This is a genomic window from Nocardioides sp. URHA0020 (assembly GCF_000620705.1).
Lineage (GTDB): Bacteria > Actinomycetota > Actinomycetes > Propionibacteriales > Nocardioidaceae > Nocardioides.
On the sequence record NZ_KK211166.1, the window covers coordinates 51,552 to 78,142 of the forward strand.

Sequence of the window (26,591 nt, forward strand, 5' to 3'; positions counted from 1 at the left end):
CTCAGCGCTGGCCGTTCGGTACGACGCTGCGCGTCCGGGTCGGCTCGAAGCCGTGCCGCATCCCCCACGCGACCGCCTGCGAGCGGCGGGTCACCTCGATCTTGCGGTACGCCGTGCGGATGTAGGTCTTGACCGAGTTGATCGACAGGTAGGTGCGCCCGGCGATCTCCTGGTTGCTCAGGCCCTGGGTGATCAGGGCGAGCACCTCGGACTCGCGCGCGCTGAGCCCCGCCTCACGCCCCGGCCACTCGCCCACGGCGGTCCGGTCGACCACCTCCACCGCCGGCGGGGTCACCGTCTGGCCGGCGTGCACCGCTTCGATCCCGGAGATGACGTGCTCGGCGTCGAGGCCCTTGGAGAGGTAGCCCGACGCGCCCCGGTCGAGGGCGGCCCGGACCAGGCTGTCGTCGATGTTCCAGCTGAAGATCACGACCCGGGCGTTGCTGCCGCGCACGAGCTCCACCAGATCGAACCCGTCGCCCTGCACGGCCGCGAAGGTGTCGTACAGGATCACGTCGACGTCGCTGATGACCGGCAGGTTGGAGTCGATCTCGACGATGCTCGCGCGCTCGTGGTAGGGGGCGAGCATGGCGGCAACGCCCGCAACCACGATCTCGTAGTCGTTGACCACTGCTACGCGGATTGGACCTGGAGCCATGTCACCAGCCTAATGCCAGGGACACGCCCGCCAATGCGGGGATCCGGGTTCGCGGAGCGATAGAAAGGACGTGGCCCCGCTTGGTATGAGCTCGCGGGGCCTCAACCATTTGCGGCGTACGCGTCGATCTCCGCCAGGACCCGCGTCTTGACCGCGTCCTCGGCGAACGAGACCCGCACCGCGGTGCGCGCCAGGTCGGCCACCCCGGACTCGTCCAGGTCCAGCAGGTCGGCCGCGATCTCGTATTCACGGTTGAGCGTCGTGTTGAACATCGGCGGGTCGTCGGAGTTCACGGTGATGGTCACCCCCGCGTCACGGAAGGCGCGGATCGGGTGCTCCTCCAACCGAGCGACCGCCCGGGTCGCGATGTTGGACGACGGGCACACCTCGAGCGGGATGCCGGTCTCGGCGAGGTGGGCCAGCAGCGAAGCGTCCTGCGCGGAGGAGGTGCCGTGCCCGACCCGCTCCGCGCCGAGGAGGCGCAGGGCGTGCCAGACCGTCTCCGGCCCGGTGGTCTCGCCCGCGTGCGGCACGCTGTGCAGGCCCGCGGCCCGGGCGGCGTCGAAGTGCGGTTGGAACTGCGGCCGCGGCACCCCGATCTCGGGACCGCCGAGACCGAAGCCGACGAGGGCGTCGGTGCGGTGGTCCAGCGCGTAGCCGAGGGTGGCGTCGGCCGCCGGCAGCCCGGACTCGCCCGGGATGTCGTAGATCCACCGCAGCACCAGTCCGAAGTCGCGCTCGACGGCCGTCCGGGCGTCCTCCAGCGCCTCGGTGTACGCCTCGATCGGCATCCCCAGGTCGTCGCGGTCGGGCCGCACGGAGGTGTACGGCGTGCACGTCAGCTCGGCGTACCTCAGGCCCTGGCCGGTCGCCATCTCACGGCCGACCTCGTGGGTCAGGTAGCGGATGTCCTCCGGCGTCCTGATCAGGTCCACGACGGCGAGGTAGACCTCGATGAAGTGGGCGAAGTCGCGGAACTCGAAGAACCGGCGCAGCTCGTCGGGGTCGCTCGGCACCGTGCCCGGGTGCCTCTCGGCGAGCTCGGACACGATGCGCGGCGAGGCCGACCCGACGTGGTGGACGTGGAGCTCCGCCTTCGGCAGACGGGCGATGAAGTCAGACAGCACCGGACGATCCTCGCACCGCCTACTGCAGCTTGGCGATCAGGCCGGCGGCCAGGTCGTCGATGGTCGTCCCGTCCTGGAAGACCTCGCCGTTCAGGAGGATCGTCGGGGTGCTGCGCACCCCGGCGTCGTCGGCGGCCTTGGTCGCCCGGGTGACCCACGGGGTGCCCTCGTCGCCCTCGATCGCGGATCGTACGGCGGACTCGTCGGCGCCGGCCTCGACAGCCAGGTCGGCCAGGGCGGAGCTCTTCGGGAACGGGCCGGACTCCTCGGGCTGGTTCTCGTACAGGAGGTCGTGGAACTTCTTGGCGATCTCTGGCGTGGCCTTGTCCAGCACGATCGAGAAGGCCCCCGCGGATCGCACGGAGTAGCTCTTCGGGTCTCCACCGCCGAGAAGGTCGAACGGGCGGTACTCCACCTGGACCTTGCCGTCGGCCGCGAGCTGCGCGAGGTCGTCGCGGGTCTTCTTCTCCAGCTCACCGCAGTAGGGGCAGAGGAAGTCCTCGTAGATGACCACCTTGTTGGGCGCGTCGTCCGGCCCGATGGTCACGCCGAACTCGCTGCTCGAGCCGGCCGGGTCCGCGTTGACGTCGGTGCTGGTGTCGAGGCTGCGCTGGACGAAGAAGCCGACCAGCACGATGGCGAGGATGACGCCGACGACGCCACCGATCATGAGGTTGCGGCGCCGACGCTCCTGTCGCTGCTGCTCCGCCAACGCCGCCGCCGCACGGGCGGTCCGGTCGGTGCCTCGGTTCTTCTTCGACATCAGATTCCTCCGGGCGTGGCGGTGCGGCGGAACAGGACGGAGTCCAGGGACAGCCTGGTCGACGGCAGCCAGACCAGGAAGAGCGAGGCGGCGAGCAGCCCGACGTCGCGGGCGATCTCCCAGGGGTACTTCGACGCGGCGTCGGGGTCGGCCCCACCACCGCCGAAGCAACCGCAGTCGATGTTGATCCCCCGCGACCAGACCGAGGCGATGCCGATGATGAAGGCGACGAAGAGCACCGCGGAGATGACCGCCGCTCCCCGGGTCAGCAGGCCGATCACCAGCATCACGCCGACGACGATCTCGACGACCGGGAGCAGCTGGCCCACGGTCGGCACGATGCTGCTCGGCAGCAGCTGGTAGGCGCGGACGGCGGCGACGCTCTGGGCCGGGTCGGGCAGCTTGATCGCCGCCGCGAAGATCCAGACCCCGCCGACCACCAGCCGCAGCAGTAGGCCAATCCATTCCTTCACGCGTCCGACCCTAGGGGCACAGGCTGAGTCGCGACTGAGAGCGTTCCGCGCCTCTCCGCGTAGGGTGACGTCTCGTGAATGACCGACTCGTCTGGATCGACTGTGAGATGACCGGGCTCGACCTCGGCGCGGACGCGCTCATCGAGGTCGCGGCCCTGGTGACCGACTTCGAGCTCAACGTGCTCGGTGACGGCATCGACATCATCGTCAAGCCGCCGCCGGAGGCGATCGACCAGATGAACGACTTCGTGCGCGAGATGCACGAGAAGTCGGGGCTCTCCCGCGAGCTCGACCGGGGCGTCACCCTCGGCGAGGCCGAGGACCGGGTGCTGGCGTACATCAAGGAGCACTGCCCCGAGGGCAGCCGGCCACCGCTGGCGGGCAACACCGTCGCCACCGACCGGTCGTTCCTGGCCCGTGACATGCCCACCCTCGAGACCTTCTTGCACTACCGGATCGTCGACGTCTCCTCGATCAAGGAGCTCTCCCGCCGCTGGTTCCCCCGCGCGTACTTCCAGGCTCCGGCCAAGCGCGGCAACCACCGCGCGCTGGCCGACATCCAGGAGAGCATCGAGGAGCTGCGCTACTACCGCGAGGCGGTCTTCGTGCCGTCTCCCGGACCCGAGAGCGACGTCGCCCGCAAGATCGCGGCCCGCCACGGAGGCGCCCTCACCGGGCTCACGGCGGACGGCGACCCCACTCCCGAGGTCGATTCCACGAACGGGAAGTAGTTCCCCTACACTTTCTCCTCGGTCCTCCGGGACCGGCATTGGTGGGTATAGCTCAGCTGGTAGAGCGCCGCCTTGTGGTGGCGGATGTCGCGGGTTCGAGTCCCGTTACTCACCCCAGTACGTCGAGCCCCTGACCTGGACGACAGGTCAGGGGCTCGATCCGTCTCCGGACGAGCCGGCTGTCGGCTGTCGGCTGTCGGCGCGAACGTCGAGCTCCTCGTCCATCGGCTGTGCTCCGGCGGCTCCGGGCGGGGCCGGGAATCTGGACGCTCACGTCGCCGCTCCCCCGGTCGAGGTCCGCGTCGTCGCGGCGATGACGAGCGCGGTGAGTGCCAGCACCAGCATCTCCAGAGCGCGCGCTACAACGACAACCCGTACGCCGAGGCGTGGTTCGAGAAGGACGTGGCCTAGGCAGCAGACGCGAGCACCGGCAGCCGCACCTGGAACGTCGTACCGAGGCCGGCCTCGGACTCCACCGCCATCGACCCGCCGTGCTGCTCGACGATCGCGTGCGCGATCGACAGACCGAGGCCGCTGCCGGGGATGGCGCGCTCCTGGGCGAGCGAGGAGCGGAAGAAGCGGGTGAAGAGCTGCTCCTGCTCGTGCTTGGGGATGCCGATGCCGTTGTCGGCCACCTCGATCACGATCCACTCCGGCCCGACCAGCAGGTTGACGGCGACCCGGCCGTGGTCGGGCGTGAACTTCACGGCGTTGCCCACCAGGTTGATCACCACGCGCTCGAGCATGTCGCGGTCGCCGAGGAAGGGGACGGGCTCCTCGGGCAGGTCCAGGTCGAGGTCCAGCTCCCGTCGTTCGAGGGTGGGCGCGACGACCGCGCAGGCGGCGGCGATCACCTTGCGCAGGTCGACCACCCGGTCGACCATCGCGAGTCCCCCGTCCTGCAGCCGGGACAGGGTCAACAGGTCGTCGATCAGCGAGAGCAGCCGCTCGCTGTTGACCCCCACCCGCTGGACGGCGTCGAGCTGCTCGGGACCGAGCGCGCCGTACGCGCCGTCCTCGAGCATCTCGGTGTAGCCCAGGATGCTGGTGATCGGGGTGCGCAGCTCGTGGCTGACGCTGGACACGAAGGCGTCCTTGACCCGGTCAACCTCCCGGAGTCGCTCGACCGCCTGGCGCTCGGTCTCGAGGGACTCGACGAGCCGGTTCTCCGCCTCGAGGCGCTCGGTGATGTCCTCGGAGGTGCTGACGTAGCCGATCACCCCGCCGCGGTCGTCGACGATGCGGTTGAGCGACATGGAGTGGCTGCGCTCCTCGCCGTCCTTGCGGACGAACTTCATGTCGCTGGGGCCACGCCCGATGATCGCCGCGGCGACGGCGGCGAAGTCGTCGGCCACCCCGAGCTCGGCGGCCTTCTCGGCGATGCTCTCCGGGCTGTGGAGCATCCGGCTCGACTTCCCGAGCACCTCCTCGGAGGTGTAGCCGAGCAGCCGCTCGGCACCGGGGTTGAAGAGGGTGATCTGGGCGAGCGAGTCGGAGCCGATGATCGCGACGCCGGCGGTGCCGTTGACGATGCTCTGGACCCGGTCCCGCTCGGCGGCGACCTGGCGCGCGTTCTCGAGCTGTTCGCCGACGCTCAGCACGAACGGCACCACCACGAGGGCGCAGTCGATGATGAAGATCGACAGCAGGATGCCCTGGACGTCCGGCGGCAGCCCGTAGCGCTCGTCGACGTTGGCGAACGGCCCGAGCCCGCGGGTCGTCATCCCGATCGCGAAGCCCAGCACCACGAAGAGCTGGGCGATCGACTCGTAGGCACCGCTGCGCAGCGCGCCCCACGCGAGCACCGGGATCACCATGAACACGAGTGCCGGGATGTCGTCGAGCACGAAGACGATCGGCGTCACGGTCAGGATCAGCGCCCACTGGGCGACCCGCTCGAACGTCTGGGCCAGCCCGCGGTGCGGCCGCAGCCGGCAGAAGAACGGCGTGACCGACAGCTGCGACGCGAGGCTCGACGTACCGACCGCCAGGCCGAGCAGCCACGGGTTGCCCCACCCGGTGGCGAAGCTGGTGAGGATGGCTGCCAGGGCCACCACGAAGTGACCGATCGCCGCCGATGCGATGTAGCGGGCGAGGTCGATGTTGGTGAAGAGCGGTGGGCGCTCGCGCACCCCGCCGGTCAGGACCCACCACACCACCCAGCTCTCGGCGGTGATGCCCAGGGCGAGACCGACCGCCACGTCCGCCGGCCGCGCCGTCCAGATCGTGCCGAACGCGATCACGAAGACCAGGCCGAGCACGACCGCCGTCGGCGGGCGCCGTGAGACGAGCAGCGTCGAGGAGGCGAGCGCCGCCGGCCAGATGCCGATCGCGTCCCCGCCCTCCGGGCTGCCGTAGAGCGCCAGGGTGCCGAAGACGGCCGTCAGGACCAGCATGCCGAGGGCAGGGACCATCGAGGACGATCTCGTTGTCACGCCCACCTCCCGAGCGGTCTGCCCCGTCACACGGTCGGCTCATCCTCTCGTGAGGCGGTCAGTCTGACACGCGACGTGCCGTGATCCGGTGCCTGCCTTCAGTTGCGGTCAGGGGGTTGGCCTAAGTTGAACGAATGACTTCGGAGCGCAAGACGTACGACGTCGTGGTCGTCGGCGGCGGCCACAACGGTCTGGTCGCAGCGGCCTACCTCGCCCGCGCCGGGCTGTCGGTGCTGGTGCTGGAGCGGCTCGCCCACACCGGCGGCGCCGCCGTCTCAGCGCCGGCGTTCTCCGGTCACCAGGCGCAGCTGTCGCGCTACTCCTACCTGGTCTCGCTGCTCCCGGAGCAGCTGATCGCCGACCTCGGCCTGGACCTGCGGCTGGAGTCGCGGTCGGTGGCGTCGTACACGCCGACCCTGCGCGACGGCCACCCCGGCGGCCTGCTCGTCCAGCGCCCCGAGAGGGGCAAGACCGAGAAGTCCTTCCGCGCGCTGACCGGTGGGGACAGCGAGTACGCCGCCTGGCGGCGCTTCTACGGCGAGGTCGGAGAGCTGGCCGAGGTGGTCGCGCCGACCCTGCTCCGCCCGCTCCCCCTCGAGCGCGAGATCCGCGACCGGGTCGACCCCGCGCTGTGGAGCGACCTGGTCAGCAACCCGCTCGGCGAGACGATCGAGGCCCGCTTCGCCGACGACACCGTCCGTGGCGTCGTCGCGACGGACGCCCTGATCGGCACGTTCGCGTCGATGAACGACCCGTCGCTGCTGCAGAACCGCTGCTTCCTCTACCACCTGATCGGCAACGGCACGGGCGAGTGGCGGGTGCCGGTCGGCGGGATGGGCGCGGTCACCGACGCCCTCGCCCGGGCGGCCACCGACGCCGGCGCCGAGATCCTCACCTCGGCGGGCGTGAGCCGGATCGATGCGTCCGACGACTCCGCCGAGGTGACCTGGGACGACGGCACCGGCACCCACAGCGTCAGCACCCGCCACGTCCTGGCCAACGTCGCACCGTGGGTGCTGCAGATCCTCCTCGGCGGGTCCGAGGACGCGGACGCGAAGCCGGCCGGCTCCCAGCTCAAGATCAACATGCTCCTCGACCGCCTGCCGCGCCTGCGCTCGGGCGCCGACCCGGAGGTCGCCTTCGCCGGCACCCTCCACCTCGAGGAGGACTACAGCCAGCTGGCAGCGGCGTACGATGACGCAGCGGCCGGCCGGGTCCCGCGGGTGCTGCCCGGGGAGATCTACTGCCACTCCCTCACCGACCCCTCGATCCTCGGCGACGCCCGGCCCGGCACCCACACACTGACCTACTTCGGCGTGCACACCCCGGCGGCGCTCTTCGAGCGCGACCCGGAGGGCGCCAAGCGGCTCGCCGTCGCGCGGGCGATCGAGTCGCTCAACCTGCACCTCGAGGACCCGATCGAGACCTGCCTGGCGACCGATGCCGATGGCAAGCCGTGCCTGGAGGCGAAGATCCCGCAGGACATCGAGCGCGACCTGGCGATGCCCGGCGGCCACATCTTCCACGGCGACCTCGAGTGGCCCTGGGCACCCAACCGCGCCCGCCTGGACACCCCGGCGCAGCAGTGGGGCGTGCAGACCGACGTCGCGTCGGTCCTGGTCTGCGGCTCCGGATCGCGCCGCGGCGGCGCCGTCTCCGGCCTCGGCGGTCACAGCGCCGCGCACGCGGTGCTTGCCTCGCTCTGACCCCGCCCGCGACGGTGGCCCTCGATTTTTCTCGATCGACTCCCGCTGGTATCGTTCACGTCGCTTCACCACGCGCGGCATTAGCTCAATTGGCAGAGCAGCTGACTCTTAATCAGCGGGTTCGGGGTTCGAGTCCCTGATGCCGTACCACCACCCTCGAAGGGCCGGGAATCACCAGGTTCCCGGCCCTTCGTGCGTCTGGTGGGCGTCGCGCTCAGCGCAGCGCGACGAGCTGCGTGACGTCGTCCGCGGGCAGGCCGTCGTCGGCGACGGCGCTGACGGAGGACCAGTCGAGGTTGACGTTGCCGCTCACGGTCGTCATGAACGCCGTGTCCGCGGCGTCCCGGCCGGTCGCGATCCGCACGAGCGACGACCGGGGCGCGAGCGCGGTCGCGTCCACGACCTGCCAGGCGCCGGAGACGAAGGCCTCGACGACCGCGTGGAAGTCCATCGGGTCGCAGCCGGGCGCGTAGACGGCGGTCAGCCGGGCCGGGACCCGGAGCGATCGCAGCAGTGCGATCACGAGGTGGGCGTAGTCACGGCACACGCCGGCACCGCTCAGCAGGGTGTCGGTGGCACCGGTCGTCGGCCCGCTGCTGCCCGGCACGTAGACGAGCCGGGTCCCGACCCAGGAGGAGACGGCGCCGAGGAGGTCCTCGTCGCTCACGTCCCCGAACTCCGAGACCGCGAAGCCACCGAAGGTGTCGGACTCGATGTAGCGACTGGGCCGTCGGTAGAGCGACAGGTCGGCCGGAGCCGGGTCCGGCAGCTCGGCGACGCCGCTGACCCGGGCCTGGTAGGTGACGCGCGAGAAGCCCGCCGGCAGGGTCACGAGGTGGAGGCGGCCGTCGTGGGCGGTGTCGACCTCGACCGGCGTGACGTCGCCGTTCTCATGGGCGATCGTGAGCTCCTCGACGACGTGCAGGCCGGGGGTCCTCGCGACGGCGATCTGCAGCTCCAGCTCGCACTCGCCGTAGGCGGTGATTCCCAGCTCTGCGCCCACGGTGCGGTCCATACGCGGATCGTCACACGGTTTGGCCACAGTGGCGGCATCGCGACCGGGCGGGTGACTGTGAGGTTGTGCACGGGCGAGCATGATGGACGCATGGAGATCCAGCAGGCCCTCGATGCCGTGCGCACCAACCGTCAGGCGATCCTGACGACCATCAAGGCCGACGGCCGGCCGCAGCTCTCCAACGTGCTCGCGGCGGTCGGCGACGACGGCCTGGTCCGGGTGTCGACCACCGCGGACCGGGCGAAGTACGTCAACCTGCGCCGTACGCCGTGGGCGGCGATCCACGTCAACGGCGGGAGCTTCTGGTCGTACGCCGTCCTCGAGGGCGACGTCACCACGTCGGCGGTCGTCGCGGAGCCGCACGACGAGGCCGCGGAGGAGCTGGTCGAGCTCTACCGGGCGCTGGCCGGCGAGCACGAGGACTGGGAGGACTACCGCGCGGCGCTGGTCCGCGACCAGCGCGTGGTGGTCCGGGTCGCCGCGACGCACGCGTACGGCATGCTCCGCTGAGCGTGGATCTGCGCGCCTCGACGGCTTTCCTCAAGGGAAACGCAAGGTTGGTCCATCGCCCGTACACGCTTCATCCACAGCCACAGACACGACGTTTCGCGCATGTAACGCTCTCCTGGAGAGCTGATCGAGACCGCTCGACCAGCCCCAGATCCCGGGAGACACCACGATGCGAGCACCGCTCGTCACCGCACTCGCCGCAGCCGCGCTCGTGCCGACATTCCTCGTGCTGGGCAGCCAGTCGGCCCTCGCCGCGCCGGCGAGCCCCGGCGGCAACAACGGCAGCGTCAAGATCGCCGGCGTCGACGACGCCACCACCCCGGGCAACGACCCGCACGTCGCGTGCACCTTCAAGGTCGAGTGGTACGGCTTCGACCAGGGCGCCAACATCGTGTCCACGGTCCAGTTCGAGTCCCAGGCACCGACCACCGGCGACCTGAGCGTCACCGGCCCGCAGAAGGTGTTCGTGGGCGGCGACGCCGCGGGCGGCGACAAGGACCTCGATGCCCGGCAGACCTACACGCTGGCCTTCGCGGGCACGGCGAAGAACGGCAGCTTCCACGTCAAGATGACGACGGACACCACCGGCTCGAAGGGCTCGACCAAGAAGTCCAAGGTCTTCTGGGTGGACGAGTGCTCGACGGGCGGCGGGACCACGGACCCGACGCCCGACCCCACCCCGGACCCGACGCCCGACCCCACCCCGGACCCGACACCCGACCCCACCCCGGACCCGACGCCGGACCCCACCCCGGACCCGGCGCCGGCGCCCACCACGGAGCCGACCGGCGTCCCCGGGGTCACCCATGACGCCGCGGTCACGCCCCCCGCGCTCTCCCCGTGGAGCTGGGACTGGACCTACGCGGCCCCGGGCTGCGACGCGCTGACGGTCGACTACCCGGCCAACCTGCCGTCGGGACAGTCCAACGACGTCAACATCCGGTTCACGACGCCGGACGGCCCGCTCACGCTCAACTTCCACCACGACACCGGCACCTGGTCGGGCCGCACGGTGTTCACCTACGCCGACCACCGGCAGTGGCCGGCCGGTCTCACGGCGTACGACGTGGTCTGGGTCCAGGTCGGTGGCACCAACTACCACTGGCAGGGTCACGCCTGCGCCGCGCCCTCGGCCGAGCCGGCTCCGGCAGCCTCGACCCAGGTCCTCGGATTCACGACCGCCGCGACCATCAGGCGCGGCTCGGCACCCCAGGCCGACTGGGTGTCGGTGACCGACACCGACGCCACCGCGGTCACGGTGCAGCGGCTCACGGGCGGTGTCTGGAAGGCGACCTCGAAGGCGTCGATCCGCTCGAACGGCACGGCCAAGGTGACCTACCCCCGGCTGGTCAAGGCCGGGACCTACAAGTTCCGGGTCGCCGTCGGCGGCGTCGTGACCAAGCCCCTGGTGGTCCGGGTCCGCTGAGGACCATCCGACCGACCCGCAGCCGGTCTCTACCTCGTCAGAGGTAGAGGCCGGTTGCCTCGTCGCCGACCCGCTCGGCGGCGACCGCGTGCACGTCGCGCTCGCGCATCACGACGTACAGCTCGCCGTGCACCTCGACCTCGGACTTGTCGTCGGCGTCGAAGAGCACGCGGTCCCCGACCTCGACGGCCCGGGCGTGCGGCCCGACGGCCACGACCTTCGACCAGGCGAGGCGCCGGGCGCCCATCGCGGCGGTCGCGGGGATCACGATGCCGCCCGAGGACCGACGCTCACCGGACTCGCGGTCGAGCTCGACCAGGACCCGGTCGTGGAGCATCTTGATCGGGGTCTTGCTACCCAGCGCGTCACTCACGGCGTCAGTTGACGACCTTGCGGATGACCACGAGCAGCGCGACCACCCCGACGACGCCACCGACGACCTTGAGGATGTTGTCGGTGCGCGGCTCGCCGGTCGCGGGGTCCACGAAGTGCGCCTTGATGCTGCTGACCTCACGGCTGACGATGGTCTTGGGGTGCGACCGGTAGAGGAGCTGGTCGATCGTGGTCGCCAGTTGCTCCCTGGTCTGCTCGATCTCGCGCTCGAGAGCGGACAACGAGTCGTCCTTGCTCACAGGTTCTCCTCCGTCGACGGGTTCGGGGTGAGGCTATCAACCGCGCCGTACCCAGGTCAGGGTCGGGGCATCGCCGTGCGCGGGTCGAATCCGAAGGGCAGCTCCAGGCGGTGCGCCCGCATCAGGGCGTCGTCGGTGAGCACGTCGTACGTCGTCCCGTCGGCCACCACCGTCCCGCCGCTGAGCACCACCGACCGCGGGCACAGCTCGAGCGCGTACGGCAGGTCGTGGGTGACCATCAGGACGGTGACGTCGAGGGAGCGGAGGATGTCGGCGAGCTCGCGGCGCGAGGCCGGGTCGAGGTTCGACGACGGCTCGTCGAGCACCAGGATCTCCGGCTCCATCACCAGCACGGTGGCGACGGCGACCCGCCGACGCTGCCCGAACGAGAGGTGGTGGGGCGGGCGGTCGACGTACTCCGCCATCCCGACCTGCTCGAGCGCGTGCATGACCCGGCGGTCGAGCTCGGCGCCCCCGATGCCGAGGTTGGCCGGGCCGAACGCGACGTCCGCGCGGACCGTGCCCATGAAGAGCTGGTCGTCGGGATCCTGGAAGACGATGCCGACCCGACGCCGGATCTCGCGCAGGTTGGCCTTCTCGACCCTCAGCCCGCTGACCTCGACCGAGCCGGCGCCCGCGGTGTGGATGCCGTTGAGGTGGAGCACCAGCGTGGTCTTCCCCGCACCGTTGGGGCCCAGCAGCGCGACCCGCTCGCCCTGGTGCACGTGCAGGTCGACGCCGAAGAGCGCCTGGTGACCGTCGGGGTAGGCGTAGGCGAGGCCGCGGACGTCGAGGACCGGAGCCGTCACTTCGGCATCCTGCCCGTGTAGCCGCGCGACAGCATCGCGAGGTGCACCCGCTCGCCGCGCTCGTAGGACCGGATGAAGAGCGCACCGGCCGACCTGGCCAGGACCGGCCAGTGCCGGGGGTTGCGCGCGGTGAAGCCCCGAGACTCGCGGGCGACCCTCATCCGCTGCATCTCGCCGGTGACCACGTCGAGGTAGCGCACCATGAAGGACATGATCTGCACGAGCTGCTGGGGCAGCCGCAGGCGCTCGAGGCCGAGCAGCAGCTCCTGCGGCTCGGTGGTCGCCGCCAGGGTCAGGCTGGCGAGCACGCCGAGCGTCCCCTTGACCAGCAGCGCGATCCCGGCCTCGAGGCCGTGCTCGCTGACGCTGACGCCGAGCACCTCGGTCCGGGGGCCGGTCGCGACGAACGGCAGCAGCACCGCGAAGAGCACGAATGGGACCTCGACGACCGTGCGCTTGAGCAGGTACGTCGGGGGCACCCGCGAGACGCCGATGACGACTCCGATGGCCAGCAGGTAGGCGCCGTACGCGAGGTACCAGTCGCGCGGGGTCGCGACCACGATGATCATGAAGGCCAGCAGCGCCAGGATCTTCAGGTGCGCCGGGACGCGGTGGATCGCCGAGTGGCCGTGGAAGTGCAGCTTGTGGCCGTGTCCGGCGCCCATCTCAGGCGGCTGGCCGGCGGTCGCGACGGCGTACGACGTAGGCGAGGCCGGTGCCGAGGGCGAGCACGACGACGACGCCGACCACACCGGCGAGCCCGCCCGAGAGGCGCCGGTTGTCGACGTCCTTCGCGGCGTAGCCGGCCAGGGGGCTGTCGGCGGCCCGGTGGTCCTTCTGGGTGCTGGCGAAGCCCTTGTCCTGCGAGACCCTGGTCAGGCCGTCGGGCTGGCTGGAGGCGTAGTAGCTGACGCCGCCGGCGAGCAGCAGGGCGGCCAGCAGGATGCCGAGGGCGACCCACTTCGTGGCGATGGTCCTCACGCGGCTGCTCCCGTCGACGAGGGCTTGATCTCGAGCTCGCGCTGCGCCAGGAGCCGACGGGCGCCGTACACGAGGTCAGGGCGCACGGCGAGGATCGCGCCGACAGCGAGGAAGGTGATCACGCCTTCGCCGATGCCGATCAGGACGTGCACGCCGACCATCGCCGTCGCGAGGCTGCCGAGCGGGATGTCGGTGGCGCCGCCGACCGCGTAGAGCCCGACGAAGAGCAGCGCGGCGACCGGGACGGAGACGAACGCGCCGATGCCGGCCTCGAGCGCGACCAGCGAGGTCCGCTTGGGCAGCACGGCCTGGAGCAGCCTGAAGACCAGGTAGCCGACCGCGACCGTGGTCAGCCCCATCAGGGTGATGTTGGTGCCGAGCGCGGTGATCCCGCCGTCGGCGAAGAGCAGGCACTGCACGGTGAAGACCACGCTGAGGCACAGGACGGCCGACCACGGACCGACGAGCACGGCGGCGAGCGCCCCGCCCATGAGGTGCCCGCTGGTGCCGACGCCCACCGGGAAGGTGATCATCTGCGCCGCGAAGACGAAGGCCGCGACGAGCCCGATCATCGGCGCCGTCCGGTCGTCCAGCTCCTTGCGCGACTTCACCAGCGCGGTGCCCACGCAGACCGCGGCGAACGCACCGGTCGCGATCGACGTCGGTGCGTCGAGGAAGCCGTCGGGGACGTGCATGCGCTCTCCTGCTCGAGGGGCCGGGGTCGGGCGCTACGTTGGTGGTGCCCGAGACCGCTCAGCGTACGTTATTGCACATTGTTTGCGAGAAGGAGCCCATCCCTGTGAGCCAGCGCCTGTCCCCCGGTGACACCGCCCCCGAGTTCACGCTCACCAACGACGTGGGCGACGACGTCGCCCTCGGCGACTTCCTCGGTCGCAAGGTGATCGTGTACTTCTACCCGGCTGCGATGACGCCCGGCTGCACCAAGCAGGCCTGCGACTTCACCGACTCGCTCTCGTCCCTGCAGGCGGCGGGCTACGAGGTCCTCGGGATCTCGCCCGACAAGCCGGCGAAGCTCGCGAAGTTCCGCGAGCGCGACGGCCTCACCATCACGCTGCTCTCCGACCCCGACAAGGTCGTGATGAAGGAGTACGCCGCCTTCGGCGAGAAGAAGTTGTACGGCAAGACCGTCGAGGGCGTCATCCGCTCCACGGTCGTGGTCGACGAGGACGGCAAGGTCTTCCTGGCGCAGTACAACGTCAAGGCCACCGGGCACGTCGCCAAGCTGCGCCGCGACCTGGAGCTCAACAACGCGGACGAGGAGCCGCGCTGAGCGATCCCTGCCCGGCGACGGTCTGAGAGACTTCCTCCGCGCGCCCGTAGCCCAATTGGCAGAGGCACCACGTTTAGGTCGTGGCCAGTGAGAGTTCGAGTCTCTCCGGGCGCACCGGACCACCGAGCCCGGCTGAGGGCGACCGCCTCCTCAGTCCTTCGCGCAGAGCACGTTGAGCGTCGCGGACACGGTCCCGTTGGTCCCCGTGTTCTGCACGATGGCCCACCAGCCGCCACCGAGACCCAGCTGCTCGCCGTCGAAGACCTTGTGGAAGCCGGCCTTGATCGGTGAGTCCATCACCACGTACGGCACCGCCTCGCCGGTGGTCTGGGTGAAGACGCCGGCGCTGATGGCCCGCTCGTCCGCGTGGCAGAGCAGCTGGACGTCGGCGACCCACTGACCGCTCACCGTCGAGGAGCGGACCGTCACGTCCTTCATCCCGGCGGCGCCGGCCGGCCCGGTGGCCCCGACCGGCCCCCGCTGGCCCGCGGGCCCGGCGCGACCGGTCCTGCCCGACAGGGCCCGCAGCGTCGCCGGAGCGAGGTCGGTGGTCGCGACGGACCTGTTCCTGATGTCCGCGGCGGTGATCGTGCCGTCCTTGATCTGCTTGCCGGTGATCAGGGCGCCTGCCACGGCACCTCCGGTGCTGGCCAGGACCAGGAGCACCACGATCACCCCCAGACCCAGCACGGTCACGGCGGAGGGCTTCGAGCTCGTCGTCTTCATGAGGCGCACGCTGACACCCACCGCTGGGACGGCGCTGGGTGCGCGCTGGGAGTCGCAGCCGCTCCGGCTCGCTCGCACGACTCAGCCGGTCTGGGTGCCCTCTTCACGCAGTCGGGGCTCGGTGGTGCCCTCCGGCTTGATGCCGGTCTTGTCGGCGTAGAAGGCCCGGATCCGGTCCATGTCGGCACCCACGTCACCGGAGACCGGGAACGTCGGACCCCAGCCGACGGTGCGCGAGGGCGCGTCGAGGAAGGCGAGGGTGATCGGCAGGCCGGTCTGCTGGGAGATCCGGTAGAACCCGGACTTCCAGTAGTCGCCCTTGCTGCGCGTGCCCTCCGCCGCGATGCCGAGCAAGAAGGTCTCGTCGGTCTCGGCGTCCGCGAGCAGCGTGCGGATGGTCGCCCCGGGGTTGGCCCGGTCCAGCTCGACCGCCCCGCTGGCACGCATGATCGGTGCCAGCGGACCCTTGAAGAACGAGTCCTTGACCAGCAGCCGGATCTGGATGTCGTTGTCCCACGCCAGCAGCATGGTGAGCACCCAGTCCCAGTTGGACGTGTGCGGTGCGCCGACCAGGATGCCCTTGCGCGGCACCTCGCCGACCGTCCGCCAGCGCGACAGCTTGAGCAGGATGCGGGCGAGGTTGCGGCGGAGGAAGAAGTGGCGGCTCATCGCAGCACCCGGGCCACGATCGGCGCCATCCGGCGCAGCGCCCACCCGCGGTGCGAGATGGCGTCCTTGTCCTCACGGCTCAGCTCGCCGGTCGTCAGCCCGGGTCGGGCGTCGGCCTCGAAGAGCACGTCGTACCCGAACCCGCCGCTCCCCCGGACCTCCCGGGTGATCCGGCCGGGCATCGTGCCGCTCGTGAGCTCCTCGCCGTCCGGGTGGCAGAACGCGACGGCGCAGTGGAAGTGCGCCGTACGCCGCTCGTCCGGCACGTCGTCGAGCTGCGCGAGCAGCAGCTGGTTGTTGCGGGCGTCGTCCTTGGGCGGCCCGGACCAGCGCGCGGACAGCACGCCGGGCATGCCGTTGAGAGCGTCGACGCAGAGTCCGCTGTCGTCGGCGATCGACGGCAGCCCGGTCGCGAGCACGCCGGCGCGCGCCTTGAGCAGGGCGTTGCCCTCGAACGTCGCCTGGTCCTCGACCGGCTCCTCGTAGCCCTCGACCTGGTCGATGCCGAGGACCTCGACCTCGGGGAGGTGCTCGCGCAGGATGCGCTCCATCTCCTCGATCTTCTTGAGGTTGCGCGAGGCCAGGAAGATCCTGGTTGCGTCTGGCTCAGCCACCGGAGAGCGCCTCCTGCTGGAGGCGGGTGAGGTCGACACAGCCCTTGGCGGCCAGCTCCAGCAGCGCGTCGAGCTCCGCGCGGTCGAAGGCCGCGCCCTCCGCGGTGCCCTGCACCTCGACGAACTTGCCCTCGCCGGTCATCACGACGTTCATGTCGGTCTCGGCGCGGACGTCCTCGACGTACGGCAGGTCCAGGCGCGGGACCCCGTCGATGATGCCGACGCTGATCGCCGCGACCGAGCCGGTCAGCGGCTCACCGGTCAGCGCGCCGGTGGAGCGCAGGTGCGCGACCGCGTCGGCCAGCGCGACGTAGGCCCCGGTGATCGCGGCCGTCCGGGTGCCGCCGTCGGCCTGGAGCACGTCGCAGTCGAGCTGGATGGTGTTCTCACCGAGCGCCTCGTAGTCGATGACCGCGCGCAGCGAGCGACCGATCAGCCGGCTGATCTCATGGGTGCGGCCACCGATGCGGCCCTTGACCGACTCGCGGTCCGAGCGGGTGTTGGTGGAGGCCGGCAGCATCGCGTACTCCGCCGTCACCCAGCCCAGGCCGGAGCCCTTGCGCCACCGCGGGACGCCCGGCGACGCGGACGCGGCGCAGAGCACCTTGGTGCGGCCGAACTCGATCAGCACCGACCCGGCCGCGTGGTCGAGCCAGTTGCGGGTGATGGTCACCGGCCGGAGCTCGTCGTCGGCCCTGCCGTCTTCTCGGGGCGCGTCCTCGCGTGCAGTCATGCCGCCGAGACTAGTGCGCCCTACTTGACCTCCGCGCGCAGCACCCGTCGCATCCCGATGACGAGCGGGACGACGAGCCAGATGAAGCCGGACACGAGCAGCTGTCCCCACTCCTCGCCGCTCAGCGACATGTCGTAGAGCGGGCCCTGCGCGGACTGGAAGTCGATCCACGGAGCGATCCTGTCGAACCAGTCCATGAGCGCGGCGCCCAGGGCGATCAGGCCCGGCAGGACCCACCGGTAGACGAAGAACACCACGATGGCGGCGGCGGTGTTGAGGAAGAGCGTCGCCAGCGCGAAGCCCCCGAGCATCGCCAGGCTCTGGGTGATCAGGAACCCGAAGAAGCCCGCCCAGCCGAAGGTCCAGTCGGCGCCGCCCTCCATCACGCCGTAGAGCAGGTTGCACACCAGGCCGACCACGAGAGACATCGCGATCGTCGCCAGGGTGAGGATCAGCCCGACCACGGCCTTCGCCAGGAACACCAGCGGCCGGCGGGGCTCGAGCGCGAACGTGACCATCGCGGTCCGCTGCCCCCACTCGGCCGTCACGAGCATGATGCCGAGGACGGGCAGCAGGATCGAGGTGACGAACGCGGCCGCGGCCACGAAGTCGCCGTACGACATCGCCTCGTCCTGGGTCACCGTGACGGCGAGCACGACGCCCTCGGTGAGCAGCACCAGGAAGCCGATGACCGCGAGCAGCCAGAAGCCGGCCCGGGTGTCGTACGACTTGCGGAGCTCGACCCCGACCAGTCGGAGGAACGGGGTGGGGGTGGTGGACGAGATGTCCAGCGCGTGCCCCAGGCCGGGGAAGGTCGTGCTCATCTCACTTCACCTCCGCGCGCAGCACGCGCCACACGCCGATCGTCAGCGGCAGGACGAGCCAGATGAGGCCGGCGACCGCGAAGTGCGCCCAGTCCTCACCGGTCATCGTCGCGTCGATCAGCGGTCCCTGGGCGTAGTTGAAGTCGATCCAGGGCTGCAGGTCGCCGAACCAGCCGATCAGGGCCGCGCCCAGGGCGAAGAGACCGGGCAGGACGAAGGAGTAGACCATGTAGAGGACGATCGCGGCCGGCGAGTTCAGCAGCAGCGCGGCGAACGCGAAGCCGGTGAGCATGCCGATCACCTGGAGGAGCACGAACCCGCCGACGTTGGCGATGCCCAGGTCCCAGACCACCTCGTCGCCGGAGATCGCGCCGTAGAGCGCGTTGCAGATCGCCGCCAGGACGAGCGCGATGACGACGGCCGTGACCGCCAGGCCGATGCCGACCACGAACTTGGCCGCGATGACGAGCGGCCGACGCGGCTCCAGGGAGAAGGTGACCATCGCGGTGCGCTGGCTCCACTCGCTGGTGAGCAGCAGGATGCCGAGCACCGGGAGCAGGATGGCGATCGAGAAGTTCGTCGAGGTCAGGAAGTCGAGGTAGGAGACCTGGAGGTCCTGGGCGAGCACGACCGCGAGCTGGATCGCCATCACCGCAGCGGTCAGCACCGCGGTGCAGATCAGCAGCCAGAGGCCCGCGCGGGTGTCCCAGGTCTTGCGCGCCTCGACGCGCACGATCCGGAGGAACGGCGTCGGCGACGTCGACGAGAGGTCCAGCGCGTGGCCGAGCCCGGGAGCGGCGGTGGCGCTCATCCGAGCACCTCGCGCTGGGTGTCGGAGGTGAGCTCCAGGAACAGGTCCTCGAGACCGCCGTCGGCGGCGCGGAGGTCGGTGAGCACGATCTGGTGCTCGACCGCCGCCCGACCGACCTCGACGGGCTCGGTCTCCACCCGGAGGCCCTCGCCCGCGCTCGCGACCGTGAAGCCCTTGGCGGACAGCGCCGCCGACAGCGCGTTGTTGTCGAGCGCGGTGACGAAGGTCGAGCCGGAGCCCGCGGCACCCGCCAGCAGCGACTTCTTGTCGCCCTGGGCGACGATCCTGCCGTGGCCGATGAGGATCATCTCGTCGGCGATCAGCTCGACCTCGTTGAGCAGGTGGCTGGAGAGCAGCACCGTGCCGCCGCGCTCGGCGTACCCGCGCAGCAGTCCACGCATCCACCGGATGCCGGCTGGGTCGAGACCGTTGGCCGGCTCGTCGAGGATCAGCACCGACGGGTCGCCGAGCAGCGCGTGGGCGATGCCGAGGCGCTGCTTCATGCCGAGCGAGTAGTTGCGCAGGCGGCGCTTCGACTCGGACTGGCTCAGCGAGACCAGGTCGAGCATCTCGTCGACGCGGGTCGTCGGGAGCCCCATGGTGCGGGCGCCGAGCTCGAGGATCTCGCGGCCCGTGCGGCCGGCGTGCTGGGCCGAGGCGTCCAGCAGGACGCCGACGTGGCGGCCCGGGTTGGGGATGTCCTGGTAGAGGTGACCGCCGATGGTCACCCGTCCCGACGTGGGGGGCGTCAGCCCGACCATCACCCGCATCGTGGTCGTCTTGCCCGCACCGTTGGGACCGAGGAAGCCGGTCACCCTCCCGGGCTGGCAGACGAAGCTGACGTCGTCCACTGCGGTGAACGTTCCGTACTTCCGAGTCAGTCCTTCAACCGTGATCATGGCCCCAGCGTGCCGCATCGGACGGCGGGAGACATCGACCCTGGGTCCCGACACGCGGCGACCTAAGTAGGGGGCGCCAGCGACCCCGGCCCCTGCCGGTGCGAGCCCGGACCCGCTTAGCCTTGCCGGGTGGACCGCCCAGCACCCGAGGAGTACCAGCCGCGACTGGGGTGGTGGGGGCGCGTGTGGCGGGTCGGTCTGATGCTGGTGATCAGCGCGATCGGCTGGGTCCCCGTGGCGCAGAACCAGGCGCACGACCACCCGTACCTCTTCCTCGTCGACATCCTCGTCGGCCTCGCCGCCTACGTCGCGGTCTTCTTCCGGCGCCGCTGGCCGCTGCCGATCGCGCTGCTGCTCTCCCTGGCGAGCGCCGTGTCCGGGACGGCCGCGGGCCCGGCCGTGCTCGCGGTGACCTCGCTGGCGACCCGCCGCCGGTGGCGCGAGCTCGCCGTCGTCGGCTCGGTGTCGTTCGCGGCGGCGCAGGTCTTCACGACCATGAACCCGACCAACGACGGCGAGCCCGCGTGGGTGGGCGTCCTGGTCAACGCGATCTTCACCGCGGCGATCCTCGCGTGGGGCATGTACATCGGCTCTCGCCGCGAGCTGATCTGGACGCTGCGTCACCGCGCCGAGCGGGCCGAGGCGGAGCAGGAGCTGCGGGTCGCCCAGGCCCGCAGCAACGAGCGCGCCCGCATCGCCCGGGAGATGCACGACGTGCTGGCGCACCGCATCTCGCAGGTCTCGATGCACGCCGGGGCGCTGACCTTCCGGGTCGACCTGACGGCGGAGGAGATGCGCGCGAGCGCGGGCGTGATCCAGCAGCAGGCCCACGAGGCCCTGACCGACCTGCGCGGCGTGCTCGGCGTGCTCCGGGACGAGAGCACCGGCGAGCTCGCGATCGCCCCGCAGCCGACGTACGCCGATCTCGGGCAGCTCGTGGCCGAGGCCGGCCGCTCCGGCGTACGGGTGGAGCTGGAGGACCTGGTCTCGGACCGGTCGGTGCCGGACGCGCTGGGGCGCACGGTCTACCGGATCGTGCAGGAGGGCATCACCAACGTCGGCAAGCACGCGCCCGGAGCCCTGCTGACCGTGCGGATCAGCGGCGACCCCGACGACGGCCTCGACGTGCTGCTGCGCAACCCGCTCGGGTTCGGGCCCACGCAGACGCCCGGCGCCGGGCTCGGGCTGGTCGGCCTGACCGAGCGGGCCGAGCTGCGGGGCGGGCGGCTGAGCGCGACGCGCGAGGGCTCGACGTTCGTGCTGCACGGATGGATACCGTGGACCGCATGAAGACGACCGTCCTCGTCGTCGACGACGACCCGCTCGTGCGCTCGGCCCTCGGCCTGATGCTGGGCGGCCAGGCCGACCTCGAGGTGGTCGGCGAGGCGGTCGACGGGTGGGACGCCGTCCGGCTGAGTGAGGAGCTGCGCCCCGATGTCGTGCTGATGGACATCCGGATGCCTCGACTCGACGGCCTCGGCGCCACGAGGGAGCTGCACTCGCGGCCGGGTCCGCCGCGGGTCATCGTGCTGACGACCTTCGACGCCGACGAGTACGTCGTCCAGGCGCTCGCGGCCGGGGCCGACGGGTTCCTGCTCAAGGACACCCCGCCCTCGCAGATCCTCGAGGCGATCCGCAAGGTCGTGGACGACGAGCCGATGCTCTCCCCGTCCGTGACGCGCACCCTGATCCGCCGGCTGCGCGACGACAGCGCCGAGCCCGACGCCGGCCAGGAGCGCGCCGAGCAGGCGCAGGTGCTGCTCGACGGGCTGACCGACCGCGAGCGGGAGGTCGCCCTGGCCGTCGGCCGCGGCCTCAGCAACGCCGAGATCGCGGCCGACCTCTACCTCTCGGTGCCGACCGTGAAGGCCCACGTCTCGCGGCTCTTCGACAAGCTCCGGGTCACCAACCGGGTGCAGATCGCGATCCTGGTCCTCAGAGCTTCGCGAACGTGAAGTAGCGGTCGGTCGCCGCACCGGCGCTGTTGAAGGTGTGCACGGCCATGTAGTAGCCCGTGCCGTTGCAGGCGCTGCCCCAGAAGTACGGGTTCACCACGATCGAGCCGGGGTCGCTGGTGCCGACGAGGGTGGCCGCGAAGGGGCCGCCCTGGTCACCCCAGCCGTCGCCGACGATGCAGTAGACACCGGTGGCCGGGTGGGTCACCGTCGGCGCCGCGAGCGCACCGCCCGAGCGGTAGGTCGTGCCGCTGGGGGTCACCGTGACGAACCCCTTGATCGAGCCCGCAGCACCCTTCTCACCCTGCTCGCCCTGGGGACCGGTCGCACCCTTGGCGCCGGTGGCTCCCTTGGCGCCCTTCGGGATCGAGCCCGCCTTGAAGTCCGCGGTGACCAGCGAGCCGTTCCTCACCTTCGCCGACGTGACGGCGTTGGACTTGAGCTGGACGGTGCCCACGCTGTGCTTGGGCAGCACCCCGGCCGCGTACGCCGTGCCGCTCATGGCGACACCGAGCGCGAGGACGCTGATGACGAACGACGGGGTGATGCGCAGGCGGAGGGCCGGCAGCCGGAGCCGACGGGCGTGGCGCTGGGTGGTGGACATGCTGTCTCCTGACGGACCGGCCGGACCCCGGTGACCCGACTCACCCGTTGAGGAGGCTCCACCCGCCGGCCACGGCCTGGCCCGATCGGGTCATCCCGCTGGCAGGTGTCAGAGGTCGTACGTCGCGCCCGCGCGCGCCAGGCTGAGCGGACCGTCGTACGCCGTGCGCGCCTCGGCCAGCGAGACCTCGGGGTCGTGCCACGGCGGCACGTGGGTGAGCACGACCCGGCGCGCGCCGGCGCGGGTCGCCGCGGCGCCGACGTCGACGCCGGTGAGGTGCAGGTCGGGCGGGTTGTCCACGGTCGTGACAAAGGAGGCCTCGGCGAGGAACAGGTCGACGTCGCGGGCGACCTCGTCGACGGCGGCGCACGGGCCGGTGTCGCCGGTGTAGCCGACGGTGAGCCCGCCGGCGCTGACCCGCAGGCCGAAGGCCGGCACCGGGTGGGCGACCGGCACCGGGGTCACGGTGAACGGGCCGATCTGCACCGGCCCGGCCCACTCCCGGAAGTCGAACTCCGCGGTCATGCCCGGGTCGAGCGGCAGGTCGTAGGCGCGCGCCATCCGCTCCGCCGTGCCCGGCGGGCCCCAGACGGGGATCCGTGGCTGCGCACCGGTGGGGTGGTACTTGCGGAGCACGTAGTAGCCGCACAGGTCGAGGCAGTGGTCGGCGTGGAGGTGGCTGACCAGCACGGCGTCGATCGACAGCGGGTCGACGTGCTGGTGCAGCGCGCCGAGCGAGCCGTTGCCGAAGTCGACCAGCACCCGCCAGGTGCGGGCGCCGTCGTCGGCCTCGAGCAGGTAGCAGCTCGCCGGGGACTCCGGTCCGGGATAGCTGCCGGAGCAGCCGACGATCGTCAGCCTCACCTCAGCCCTCCGACGAACTGGGAGGCGAAGCCCAGCTCGGGACCCAGGAACCGGCTCCCGATGGTCTCGAACTCGCCGGGCGAGCCGGTCGTGAGGAAGGTGTACGACGGCGCGCCGCCCGGGCGCATCAGCTCGGTGCGCACCAGCATCTTGTACACGTCCTTGGCGCACTCCTCGGCACTGCTGACCAGCGTCACGTTGTCGCCCATGACGTAGGAGATGACGCCGGTGAGCAGCGGGTAGTGCGTGCACCCGAGGATCACCGTGTCGACGCCGGCGGAGATCAGCGGGTCGAGGTACTCGTGCGCGACCCCGATCAGCTCGTCGCCGCCGGTGATGCCGGCCTCGACGAAGTCGACGAACCGCGGGCAGGCCCGGGTGAGGAGCTGCACGTGCGGCGCTGCCGCGAAGGCGTCGTCGTACGCCATCGACTCGGCGGTCGCGTGGGTGCAGATCACCCCGATGCGGCCGGTGCGGCTGGCCGCCACGGCCCGCCGGGTGGCCGGCAGGATCACCTCGACGACGGGTACGTCGTACCGCTCCCTCGCGTCGCGCAGCATCGCCGCGCTCGCCGAGTTGCAGGCGATGACCAGCGCCTTGACGCCGTGCGTGACCAGGTGGTCGAGGCACTCGAGGGCGTACTCGCGCACCTCGCCGATCGGCTTGGGTCCGTAGGGCTGGCGAGCGGTGTCGCCGACGTACACGATCGACTCGTGCGGGAGCTGGTCGATGACCGACCGCGCGACGGTGAGCCCACCGAAGCCGGAGTCGAAGATGCCGATGGGCGCGTCCGGGCTCGCGAGCACCGCTGCGTCGGCTTTGGTCAGGTCGTGCACGCTGGCAAGGCTAGAGCGTCGGACCCCCGCTCGGGCGATCACGCGACCCAGGTCACCAGAGACGCCGATCACGGGCACCGGCGGTCGGCGCCGCGGATGCCCCATCGGGGTCATGCGGCGCGACGGACGGCGGCGGATGATGGGTGGACCGACCGGCGCGGACAACCGGTGACGCCGGTCTCGAGGAGGCCGTCATGTCCAGACCCACGCTCCACCGACCCTCGCCCCGCTGGCAGGCGGTCCTGGTCGCCCTCGCGCTCGTCGTCGCCTTCAGCGGCGGAGCCGCGGCCAAGGGCAAGTACGACGCCAAGAACGCGCACCGCGTCGACGGCAAGCACGCCGTCGGCTCCGGGGCCAGCGTCACGGCCCGCAAGGGCCGGCTCGTCGCGACCAGCCCGAAGACGGGCCAGCTGCCGAGCAACATCATCAGCCGCGCGCCCGACTCTTTGCGGCTCGGCGGCTACAGCCACCGGGCGATGTCGGCGATGACGATCGTGCCGCAGGGCGTCGGTCACACCGGTGGAGCGACCCTCGACTCCGACGGCGTCACCTTCTCGCCGTCCGCCGGCGGGGAGATGCGGTTGGGCGTGGTGATCCCGCCCGACCACGACCCGAAGGCGCCGCTGCGCATCGACGTCGTCTACCGGGAGGACAGCCCCGGCGCGTGCTCCTGGTCGGTCGGGACCTCGGGGCTGGAGGGACCCGACTCCGACACCGGGTCGGACATCCACAACGGTGGCTGGCAGTTCCCCGGCAGCGGCAGCGGCTACAGCGGCCTCGTCACGGTGCCGGCCGGCGCCGGGTCCGTCCACACGCTGACGCTGACCTGGCCCTTCCAGGACGACCCGGGCATGTTCGTGCAGCTGGGGCTCGCCCGGGCGGGCGGGGACGCTGGGGACACCTGCAGCACGGTGTCGGTCTACGGGATCCAGCTCCGCTACTGAGGCGCTCGGCCTCAGGCCCAGAGCTGGCCGTCGAGCCTGCCCTCGGCGTCGTCGATGGTGCCCTCGTAGGCACCGGTCGACAGGTACTTCCAGCCGCCGTCGCACACGACGAACGCGATGTCGGCGGTCTCGCCGGCCTTGACCGCCTTGGCGGCCTGGCCGAGCGCGGCGTGCAGGATCGCGCCGGTCGAGATGCCGGCGAAGATGCCCTCGAGCTCGAGCAGCTCCCGGACCCGGCGTACGGCGTCGCGGGGGCCGACCGAGAAGCGCGAGTCGATCAGGTCGGCGTCGTACAGCTCGGGGACGAAGCCCTCGTCGAGGTTGCGCAGGCCGTAGACGAGCTCGCCGTACCTCGGCTCGGCGGCGACGATCCTGACGTCGGGCTTGGCCGCGCGGAAGAAGCGGCTGACGCCCATCAGCGTGCCGGTGGTGCCGAGGCCGGCCACGAAGTGCGTGATCGACGGCAGGTCGGCCAGCAGCTCGGGGCCGGTGCCCTCCTCGTGCGAGAGCGCGTTGGCGGCGTTGCCGTACTGGTAGAGCATCACCCAGTCGGGGTGCTCGGCGGCGACCTTCTTGGCCACCCGGACCGCCTCGTTGGAGCCGCCCGCAGCGGGCGACGACACGATCTCGGCGCCCCACATCCGCAGCAGCTGACGCCGCTCCTCGGAGGTGTTCTCCGGCATCACGCACACGATGCGGTAGCCCTTGAGCTTGGCCGCCATCGCCAGCGAGATGCCGGTGTTGCCGGACGTCGGCTCGAGGATCGTGCAGCCGGGGCGGAGCGTGCCGTCCTTCTCCGCCTCCTCGATCATCTTCAGGGCCGGGCGGTCCTTGATCGAGCCGGTCGGGTTGCGGTCCTCGAGCTTCGCCCACAGTCGCACGTCGGGACTCGGCGACAGCCTCGGGAGTCCGACGAGCGGCGTGCCGCCGACGGAGGCGAGGAGGTTGTCGAAGCGCATGGTGATCAGGATGCCATTCGTGCGGGTGCGGACCGAGTCAGCGGAGGAAGCGCTCGGGGTCGAACTCCGCGAGCGGGATGATCCGCACTCGCGGCAGCGGCTGGGTGAACGCGTTGACGTCGTCCTCCAGGTCGAAGAGCGGGACGCCGAGACCGGTGAGGTGCGTGCTCATGAACTCGCGCAGCCCGATCAGGCCGAGCTGGCGGCCACCGCCGATCAGGGCGCCGAGGTGCTGGGCGAAGTCGGCGTCGTGGCTGGCGAGCAGCACGTCGGCGTCGTCGTGGCTCAGCAGCGCGTCGAGCGTGCGCTGGATGCCGACGTCGACGACCTTCTGGTCGGCGCCGCCCGCGAGCGGGATCGGTCGGTAGTCCATCGCCAGCAGCGCCTGGACGAAGGACGACGGGAGGGTGCCGTTGCTCGCGTTGAGGAAGAACAGCCCGGTGACGGGCTGGCCCCAGGTGCGCTCCGCGAACTCCGTGACCCGCTCCCAGCGGGGCCGCTCCTCGGGGGCCGGTCGGCGTCCGAGCAGGGAGTTGCCGAGCGTCGCGTCGATGTTCTCGCCATCGACGAGGACGTAGGTACGACGCTCGGCCATC

Annotated in this window: 32 protein-coding genes and 3 tRNA genes; 11 read left to right on the forward strand and 24 right to left on the reverse strand. The window is 71.1% G+C overall.

The window, feature by feature from the left end; translation table 11 throughout:
- Position 1: 1 nt before the first annotated feature.
- The 4 genes from N542_RS0104600 to N542_RS0104615 all read right to left on the reverse strand — a co-directional run bounded on the left by N542_RS0104600 (position 2) and on the right by N542_RS0104615 (position 3,021).
- Positions 2-658 carry a response regulator transcription factor gene (locus N542_RS0104600; RefSeq protein WP_028642922.1) on the reverse strand — a complete coding sequence of 219 codons (657 nt, stop codon included), beginning with the start codon at positions 656-658 and terminating at the stop codon, positions 2-4.
- Positions 659-759: 101 nt separating this feature from the next.
- Positions 760-1,785 carry an adenosine deaminase gene (locus tag N542_RS0104605; RefSeq protein WP_231482455.1) on the reverse strand — a complete coding sequence of 342 codons (1,026 nt, stop codon included), beginning with the start codon at positions 1,783-1,785 and terminating at the stop codon, positions 760-762.
- A 19-nt stretch (positions 1,786-1,804) separates the two neighbouring features.
- Positions 1,805-2,548 (reverse strand): DsbA family protein, encoded by a 744-nt coding sequence (locus tag N542_RS0104610; RefSeq protein WP_028642924.1) that lies wholly within the window; start codon positions 2,546-2,548, stop codon positions 1,805-1,807.
- Positions 2,548-3,021, reverse strand: coding sequence for a MauE/DoxX family redox-associated membrane protein (locus tag N542_RS0104615; RefSeq protein ID WP_028642925.1), 474 nt, complete (start codon positions 3,019-3,021; stop codon positions 2,548-2,550). The genes N542_RS0104610 and N542_RS0104615 overlap by 1 nt, the downstream gene beginning before the upstream one ends.
- A gap of 74 nt (positions 3,022-3,095) precedes the next feature.
- On the opposite strand from N542_RS0104615, the gene orn reads away from it, so the two are divergent.
- Positions 3,096-3,752: an oligoribonuclease gene (gene orn, locus N542_RS23395; protein WP_036506472.1), complete on the forward strand. Its 657-nt coding sequence runs from the start codon at positions 3,096-3,098 to the stop codon at positions 3,750-3,752.
- 41 nt (positions 3,753-3,793) lie between these two features.
- A tRNA-His gene (locus N542_RS0104625) sits at positions 3,794-3,869 on the forward strand.
- 290 nt (positions 3,870-4,159) lie between these two features.
- Here the strand turns inward: N542_RS0104625 and N542_RS26375 are convergent.
- Positions 4,160-6,166 carry an ATP-binding protein gene (locus N542_RS26375; RefSeq protein ID WP_051551400.1) on the reverse strand — a complete coding sequence of 669 codons (2,007 nt, stop codon included), beginning with the start codon at positions 6,164-6,166 and terminating at the stop codon, positions 4,160-4,162.
- Positions 6,167-6,321: 155 nt separating this feature from the next.
- On the opposite strand from N542_RS26375, the gene N542_RS0104635 reads away from it, so the two are divergent.
- Together N542_RS0104635 and N542_RS0104640 are read left to right on the forward strand one after the other, a co-directional pair.
- A complete protein-coding gene (locus tag N542_RS0104635; RefSeq protein WP_028642926.1) occupies positions 6,322-7,893 on the forward strand; it encodes a phytoene desaturase family protein in 1,572 nt (523 codons plus the stop codon).
- Between the two features lie 74 nt (positions 7,894-7,967).
- Positions 7,968-8,043: transfer RNA gene (locus N542_RS0104640), tRNA-Lys, on the forward strand.
- A gap of 64 nt (positions 8,044-8,107) precedes the next feature.
- Here the strand turns inward: N542_RS0104640 and N542_RS0104645 are convergent.
- The gene (locus tag N542_RS0104645; RefSeq protein ID WP_028642927.1) at positions 8,108-8,908 is read right to left on the reverse strand and encodes a transglutaminase-like domain-containing protein; all 801 of its coding nucleotides are present in this window, start codon (positions 8,906-8,908) and stop codon (positions 8,108-8,110) included.
- 90 nt (positions 8,909-8,998) lie between these two features.
- Between N542_RS0104645 and N542_RS0104650 the strand changes: the two genes are divergently transcribed.
- Together N542_RS0104650 and N542_RS27765 are read left to right on the forward strand one after the other, a co-directional pair.
- Entirely contained in the window at positions 8,999-9,418 is a 420-nt protein-coding gene (locus tag N542_RS0104650) for a PPOX class F420-dependent oxidoreductase (RefSeq protein WP_028642928.1), read from the forward strand.
- Between the two features lie 169 nt (positions 9,419-9,587).
- Entirely contained in the window at positions 9,588-10,844 is a 1,257-nt protein-coding gene (locus tag N542_RS27765; RefSeq protein ID WP_051551401.1) for a hypothetical protein, read from the forward strand.
- Positions 10,845-10,881: 37 nt separating this feature from the next.
- Here the strand turns inward: N542_RS27765 and N542_RS0104660 are convergent, their stop codons facing one another.
- Genes N542_RS0104660 through N542_RS0104685 form a run of 6 tightly spaced genes read right to left on the reverse strand, consistent with a single transcriptional unit; the run spans position 10,882 to position 13,961 of the window.
- Positions 10,882-11,181, reverse strand: coding sequence for a GroES family chaperonin (locus N542_RS0104660; RefSeq protein ID WP_051551515.1), 300 nt, complete (start codon positions 11,179-11,181; stop codon positions 10,882-10,884).
- Between the two features lie 40 nt (positions 11,182-11,221).
- On the reverse strand, positions 11,222-11,476 hold the full coding sequence (locus tag N542_RS0104665; RefSeq protein ID WP_028642930.1) for a DUF3618 domain-containing protein: 255 nt from the start codon (positions 11,474-11,476) through the stop codon (positions 11,222-11,224).
- Positions 11,477-11,532: 56 nt separating this feature from the next.
- Positions 11,533-12,285 carry an energy-coupling factor ABC transporter ATP-binding protein gene (locus N542_RS0104670; protein WP_028642931.1) on the reverse strand — a complete coding sequence of 251 codons (753 nt, stop codon included), beginning with the start codon at positions 12,283-12,285 and terminating at the stop codon, positions 11,533-11,535.
- The gene (cbiQ, locus tag N542_RS0104675) at positions 12,282-12,950 is read right to left on the reverse strand and encodes a cobalt ECF transporter T component CbiQ (protein ID WP_028642932.1); all 669 of its coding nucleotides are present in this window, start codon (positions 12,948-12,950) and stop codon (positions 12,282-12,284) included. Before cbiQ ends, N542_RS0104670 begins: the two co-directional genes overlap by 4 nt.
- Before the next feature lies 1 nt (position 12,951).
- Positions 12,952-13,266 (reverse strand): PDGLE domain-containing protein, encoded by a 315-nt coding sequence (locus tag N542_RS27770; RefSeq protein ID WP_197025859.1) that lies wholly within the window; start codon positions 13,264-13,266, stop codon positions 12,952-12,954.
- Positions 13,263-13,961, reverse strand: a complete 699-nt coding sequence (locus N542_RS0104685; RefSeq protein WP_028642934.1) for an energy-coupling factor ABC transporter permease — start codon at positions 13,959-13,961, stop codon at positions 13,263-13,265. Before N542_RS0104685 ends, N542_RS27770 begins: the two co-directional genes overlap by 4 nt.
- A gap of 104 nt (positions 13,962-14,065) precedes the next feature.
- Here N542_RS0104685 and bcp point away from each other — a divergent pair, with 104 nt between their 5' ends.
- Both bcp and N542_RS0104695 read left to right on the forward strand, forming a co-directional pair.
- Positions 14,066-14,557 (forward strand): thioredoxin-dependent thiol peroxidase, encoded by a 492-nt coding sequence (gene bcp / locus N542_RS0104690; protein WP_028642935.1) that lies wholly within the window; start codon positions 14,066-14,068, stop codon positions 14,555-14,557.
- Between the two features lie 40 nt (positions 14,558-14,597).
- Positions 14,598-14,671: transfer RNA gene (locus N542_RS0104695), tRNA-Leu, on the forward strand.
- 36 nt (positions 14,672-14,707) lie between these two features.
- On the opposite strand, the gene N542_RS0104700 is transcribed toward N542_RS0104695, so the two are convergent.
- From N542_RS0104700 to N542_RS0104730, 7 genes are all read right to left on the reverse strand, one after another.
- Positions 14,708-15,283, reverse strand: a complete 576-nt coding sequence (locus N542_RS0104700) for a hypothetical protein (RefSeq protein WP_155992851.1) — start codon at positions 15,281-15,283, stop codon at positions 14,708-14,710.
- An 81-nt stretch (positions 15,284-15,364) separates the two neighbouring features.
- Entirely contained in the window at positions 15,365-15,952 is a 588-nt protein-coding gene (locus N542_RS0104705; RefSeq protein WP_028642937.1) for a lysophospholipid acyltransferase family protein, read from the reverse strand.
- Complete coding sequence (gene rdgB / locus N542_RS0104710) at positions 15,949-16,566, reverse strand: RdgB/HAM1 family non-canonical purine NTP pyrophosphatase (RefSeq protein ID WP_028642938.1); 618 nt, start codon at positions 16,564-16,566, stop codon at positions 15,949-15,951. The genes N542_RS0104705 and rdgB overlap by 4 nt, the downstream gene beginning before the upstream one ends.
- Positions 16,559-17,299 carry a ribonuclease PH gene (gene rph / locus N542_RS0104715; protein ID WP_028642939.1) on the reverse strand — a complete coding sequence of 247 codons (741 nt, stop codon included), beginning with the start codon at positions 17,297-17,299 and terminating at the stop codon, positions 16,559-16,561. The genes rdgB and rph overlap by 8 nt, the downstream gene beginning before the upstream one ends.
- Before the next feature lie 20 nt (positions 17,300-17,319).
- Positions 17,320-18,123, reverse strand: coding sequence for an ABC transporter permease (locus tag N542_RS0104720; protein ID WP_028642940.1), 804 nt, complete (start codon positions 18,121-18,123; stop codon positions 17,320-17,322).
- A 1-nt stretch (position 18,124) separates the two neighbouring features.
- Entirely contained in the window at positions 18,125-18,934 is an 810-nt protein-coding gene (locus N542_RS0104725) for an ABC transporter permease (protein ID WP_028642941.1), read from the reverse strand.
- Positions 18,931-19,833, reverse strand: a complete 903-nt coding sequence (locus N542_RS0104730; RefSeq protein WP_028642942.1) for an ABC transporter ATP-binding protein — start codon at positions 19,831-19,833, stop codon at positions 18,931-18,933. Before N542_RS0104730 ends, N542_RS0104725 begins: the two co-directional genes overlap by 4 nt.
- Positions 19,834-19,962: 129 nt before the next feature.
- On the opposite strand from N542_RS0104730, the gene N542_RS0104735 reads away from it, so the two are divergent.
- The gene (locus N542_RS0104735; protein ID WP_028642943.1) at positions 19,963-21,123 is read left to right on the forward strand and encodes a sensor histidine kinase; all 1,161 of its coding nucleotides are present in this window, start codon (positions 19,963-19,965) and stop codon (positions 21,121-21,123) included.
- Positions 21,120-21,788 (forward strand): response regulator, encoded by a 669-nt coding sequence (locus tag N542_RS0104740; RefSeq protein WP_036506782.1) that lies wholly within the window; start codon positions 21,120-21,122, stop codon positions 21,786-21,788. The genes N542_RS0104735 and N542_RS0104740 overlap by 4 nt, the downstream gene beginning before the upstream one ends.
- Here the strand turns inward: N542_RS0104740 and N542_RS23410 are convergent.
- From N542_RS23410 to murI, 3 genes are all read right to left on the reverse strand, one after another.
- Positions 21,769-22,392, reverse strand: coding sequence for a collagen-like triple helix repeat-containing protein (locus N542_RS23410; protein ID WP_036506480.1), 624 nt, complete (start codon positions 22,390-22,392; stop codon positions 21,769-21,771). The two genes, N542_RS0104740 and N542_RS23410, sit on opposite strands and share 20 nt — an antisense overlap.
- Before the next feature lie 108 nt (positions 22,393-22,500).
- Entirely contained in the window at positions 22,501-23,256 is a 756-nt protein-coding gene (locus N542_RS0104755) for an MBL fold metallo-hydrolase (RefSeq protein ID WP_028642946.1), read from the reverse strand.
- A complete protein-coding gene (gene murI / locus N542_RS0104760) occupies positions 23,253-24,092 on the reverse strand; it encodes a glutamate racemase (protein WP_081795015.1) in 840 nt (279 codons plus the stop codon). The genes N542_RS0104755 and murI overlap by 4 nt, the downstream gene beginning before the upstream one ends.
- A gap of 194 nt (positions 24,093-24,286) precedes the next feature.
- Between murI and N542_RS0104765 the strand changes: the two genes are divergently transcribed.
- Positions 24,287-25,036 carry a hypothetical protein gene (locus N542_RS0104765; protein WP_155992852.1) on the forward strand — a complete coding sequence of 250 codons (750 nt, stop codon included), beginning with the start codon at positions 24,287-24,289 and terminating at the stop codon, positions 25,034-25,036.
- An 11-nt stretch (positions 25,037-25,047) separates the two neighbouring features.
- Here the strand turns inward: N542_RS0104765 and N542_RS0104770 are convergent, their stop codons facing one another.
- The gene (locus N542_RS0104770) at positions 25,048-25,995 is read right to left on the reverse strand and encodes a PLP-dependent cysteine synthase family protein (RefSeq protein ID WP_028642949.1); all 948 of its coding nucleotides are present in this window, start codon (positions 25,993-25,995) and stop codon (positions 25,048-25,050) included.
- 37 nt (positions 25,996-26,032) lie between these two features.
- Positions 26,033-26,590: an NYN domain-containing protein gene (locus tag N542_RS0104775; protein ID WP_028642950.1), complete on the reverse strand. Its 558-nt coding sequence runs from the start codon at positions 26,588-26,590 to the stop codon at positions 26,033-26,035.
- Between the last annotated feature and the right edge of the window lies 1 nt (position 26,591).

Coding starts and splice junctions, on each gene's coding strand:
- N542_RS27765 (WP_051551401.1), top strand. CDS start 9,588: ATGCGAGCACCGCTCGTCACCGCACTCGCCGCAGCCGCGCTCGTGCCG.
- N542_RS0104770 (WP_028642949.1), bottom strand. CDS start 25,995: ATGCGCTTCGACAACCTCCTCGCCTCCGTCGGCGGCACGCCGCTCGTC.
- N542_RS0104730 (WP_028642942.1), bottom strand. CDS start 19,833: ATGATCACGGTTGAAGGACTGACTCGGAAGTACGGAACGTTCACCGCA.
- N542_RS0104635 (WP_028642926.1), top strand. CDS start 6,322: ATGACTTCGGAGCGCAAGACGTACGACGTCGTGGTCGTCGGCGGCGGC.
- N542_RS0104685 (WP_028642934.1), bottom strand. CDS start 13,961: ATGCACGTCCCCGACGGCTTCCTCGACGCACCGACGTCGATCGCGACC.
- N542_RS0104645 (WP_028642927.1), bottom strand. CDS start 8,908: ATGGACCGCACCGTGGGCGCAGAGCTGGGAATCACCGCCTACGGCGAG.
- N542_RS0104725 (WP_028642941.1), bottom strand. CDS start 18,934: ATGAGCGCCACCGCCGCTCCCGGGCTCGGCCACGCGCTGGACCTCTCG.
- N542_RS0104740 (WP_036506782.1), top strand. CDS start 21,120: ATGAAGACGACCGTCCTCGTCGTCGACGACGACCCGCTCGTGCGCTCG.
- N542_RS0104650 (WP_028642928.1), top strand. CDS start 8,999: ATGGAGATCCAGCAGGCCCTCGATGCCGTGCGCACCAACCGTCAGGCG.
- rph (WP_028642939.1), bottom strand. CDS start 17,299: ATGACTGCACGCGAGGACGCGCCCCGAGAAGACGGCAGGGCCGACGAC.
- N542_RS23410 (WP_036506480.1), bottom strand. CDS start 22,392: ATGTCCACCACCCAGCGCCACGCCCGTCGGCTCCGGCTGCCGGCCCTC.
- N542_RS0104775 (WP_028642950.1), bottom strand. CDS start 26,590: ATGGCCGAGCGTCGTACCTACGTCCTCGTCGATGGCGAGAACATCGAC.
- N542_RS0104610 (WP_028642924.1), bottom strand. CDS start 2,548: ATGTCGAAGAAGAACCGAGGCACCGACCGGACCGCCCGTGCGGCGGCG.
- N542_RS0104700 (WP_155992851.1), bottom strand. CDS start 15,283: ATGAAGACGACGAGCTCGAAGCCCTCCGCCGTGACCGTGCTGGGTCTG.
- N542_RS0104600 (WP_028642922.1), bottom strand. CDS start 658: ATGGCTCCAGGTCCAATCCGCGTAGCAGTGGTCAACGACTACGAGATC.
- N542_RS0104720 (WP_028642940.1), bottom strand. CDS start 18,123: ATGAGCACGACCTTCCCCGGCCTGGGGCACGCGCTGGACATCTCGTCC.
- N542_RS0104660 (WP_051551515.1), bottom strand. CDS start 11,181: ATGCTCCACGACCGGGTCCTGGTCGAGCTCGACCGCGAGTCCGGTGAG.
- N542_RS0104765 (WP_155992852.1), top strand. CDS start 24,287: ATGTCCAGACCCACGCTCCACCGACCCTCGCCCCGCTGGCAGGCGGTC.
- cbiQ (WP_028642932.1), bottom strand. CDS start 12,950: ATGGGCGCCGGACACGGCCACAAGCTGCACTTCCACGGCCACTCGGCG.
- N542_RS0104705 (WP_028642937.1), bottom strand. CDS start 15,952: ATGAGCCGCCACTTCTTCCTCCGCCGCAACCTCGCCCGCATCCTGCTC.
- N542_RS26375 (WP_051551400.1), bottom strand. CDS start 6,166: ATGGTCCCTGCCCTCGGCATGCTGGTCCTGACGGCCGTCTTCGGCACC.